Origin of the sequence: uncultured Thiodictyon sp., assembly GCA_903837595.1 — a bacterium.
Taxonomy (GTDB): Bacteria; Pseudomonadota; Gammaproteobacteria; order Chromatiales; family Chromatiaceae; genus Thiodictyon.
In genome coordinates, this window is sequence record CAILVI010000197.1 from 1 (window position 1) to 2,297 (window position 2,297).

The window sequence follows — 2,297 nt, forward strand, 5'->3', positions numbered from 1 at the left end:
CGCAGGAACGTCGACGAACTCCGGCTCAACGCTGGTCGCCGACCTCTCCGGCACCGGTGGGCTCCAGGAAGCGCTGAACGCCATCAGCCCGACGGCCGTAGTGCCGGCCTGGGCTTGCGTTGTGCCCGAGTTCAGGAGTCGTGAGCCAGGCAAGTCCGGCAGGTGGCAGCGGAGCGCCTGAACCTGGCGCGGCCCGGCCCGCGGAGCGGATCAGGCCGGGCCGCGCCAGGTTCAGGTGCGCAGCGGGCGTGCCTGGTCCTCCGGATTGCCAAGTGCATGACCGCGGCCACCGCAGCGGGTTTGTACAAACGCATCGGCGTCCGGGCAACGGCTACAATAGACAGTTAGATTGGCGTTCATTTAGGGGCCCCCCATGATCCTTGGCGCAGGCACATGCCGGATTTAGTCGAACCGACCCGCGTTGCCGCGCCCCTGTGCCTGCCGCGCCTCGCGGCCCTGGGCGGCGTGGTGGCGATCGGCGGCGGCACTGGCCTGGGGCGGACGCTGCGTGCGCTGAGCTTTCTCGGGGGGCGCCTCACGGGGGTCGTCGCCACCACGGACAACGGGGGCTCGACCGGTTGGATCAGGGAGCAGGCGGGGGGCATCGCCTGGGGTGATATCCGCAACTGTATCAACCAGGTGGTGGATCAACCGACGCTGGGGAGCCGGCTGCTGGAATACCGCTTTGTCGATGCGGGGGAGCTCTCCGGGCACAGCCTGGGCAACCTGATCATGCTGGCACTGGACCAACTCTGCGTGCGCCCGCTGCAGGCCATCGATCTGGTCCGCGACGTCTTAGGGTTGAAACTGCACCTGCTGCCCATGTGCGAGTCTCCTGCGCATTTGGCCGCGTGCTACGCCGACGGTCGCTCGGTGCATGGGCAGATCGAGCTGGAGGCGATGACCCAGGTGCCGCCGCGCATCTGGCTCGACCCCCGGGTGGCGGCCACCCCGGAGGCGGTTGCGGCGGTGGTGGACGCCGACCTGATCCTGTTTGGGCCGGGAAGCTTCATGACCAGCATCCTGCCGGCCCTGTTGCTCCCCGATTTTCGCGCCGCGGTGGCCGCGTCACGGGCGCCGCGGGTGCTGATTGGTAACCTGCACCCGGAGCCCGGTCCGGTGGGTCTGCTGGAGCCGGCGGCGCTGCTGCAATGGACCCGGGAGGTGTTAGAGGTCCAGGTCTTCGATCAGTTGCTGTGGCCGGCCTCGCGGCCCGCTCCGTGCTTGGACGGGGTTCAGTTGGTGGTCGCGCCGCTGGCGGCGAGCGACCCGCGTGTGCACGAACCGACACTTCTGGCGCAGGCGATCGAACGCTGCCTGGGCGGCTGAACGCGCACCGCCGTTCAGCGGTCGCTCAGCACGGCCATACAGGCCGCGGGGGCGATGACGTCGGGTCGAGGCTCATCCTTCTTTCTAGTCTTGCCGGTGGCCTCCGGTTTGAACCACCAGGCCAGTTCCGGCCCGCAGCCGTCGCCCGCCGGTAAGGCTGCCTGCGGCTCGCACTTGGGGCTGCCCGCGGGGCAGCGGATGCGCACATGGAAATGTGAATCGTGACCCCACCAGGGCCGCAGCTTGCGCAGCCAGGTACGATCGCCCGTGACCTCGTTGCAGACCGCCCGCTTGATCCCGGGGTTGACGAAGATCCGGTCCACCGCCGGATTGCGGGCGACGCTCTCCAGCAGGAAGCGCTGGGGTTCGCCCCAGGCGTTACTGCTCGCGAGACTCACGGGCAGGACCATGCTCGGCGGGTCCCGTTGGTCGTCCATCAGCCGGCGCGCCGCCTCGGGGGTGGGCGCCAGGGTGAACCAGATATCCGCGTCCAACCCGTTCTGGTGGCTGTGATGGGAGGAGGGCATCTGCCCGCCGCGGGGTTGGCTGAGGTCGCCGATCATCACCAGACCGAAGTGGCGCCGCGCCGCGGTCTGTCCCAGTTGTTCCAACAGACGCAACAGTTCCGGGTGGCCGTAGAAGCGGTGGCGGGCGCGCCGTACGCTCACATAACCGGGACCGCTCTCCGGTAGGGTGTCGGCCCCACCGACGCAGCCGTTGGCCGGGGTGCCGATGACCTGGGCGGGTCCGCGGCTCGGGTTGATGACCGCGGCCCAGGGGGTCGCCGCCGTGGTTTGGCCTGCCCAGAGCAGCCACGCGCACAGGGCGGGTATGGCGGCGAACAGGAGACGAACGGGGTAGGGCAGGGCGCGAGGCATGATCGGGCATCCGAAGGCGGGGTGATGAACAAATGCCGGACTTGGGGCGATTGGGGCGCGGTGCCGAGGTTCGTCGCGGCCGGGGAGATC

3 protein-coding genes are annotated in these 2,297 nt (G+C 69.4%); 2 read left to right on the top strand and 1 reads right to left on the bottom strand.

What is annotated here, in order from left to right; all coding sequences use genetic code 11:
- Both QZY44_RS10865 and yvcK read left to right on the top strand, forming a co-directional pair.
- Nucleotides 1–181 (top strand): hypothetical protein (locus tag QZY44_RS10865; RefSeq protein WP_295446068.1); only part of this gene is annotated, 181 nt, incomplete at its 5' end.
- A 212-nt stretch (nucleotides 182–393) separates the two neighbouring features.
- A complete protein-coding gene (gene yvcK / locus QZY44_RS10870; protein ID WP_295446070.1) occupies nucleotides 394–1,329 on the top strand; it encodes a uridine diphosphate-N-acetylglucosamine-binding protein YvcK in 936 nt (311 codons plus the stop codon).
- A gap of 14 nt (nucleotides 1,330–1,343) precedes the next feature.
- Here yvcK and mepA read toward each other — a convergent pair whose 3' ends face one another.
- Entirely contained in the window at nucleotides 1,344–2,207 is an 864-nt protein-coding gene (gene mepA, locus QZY44_RS10875; protein WP_295446072.1) for a penicillin-insensitive murein endopeptidase, read from the bottom strand.
- Nucleotides 2,208–2,297 lie beyond the last annotated feature (90 nt).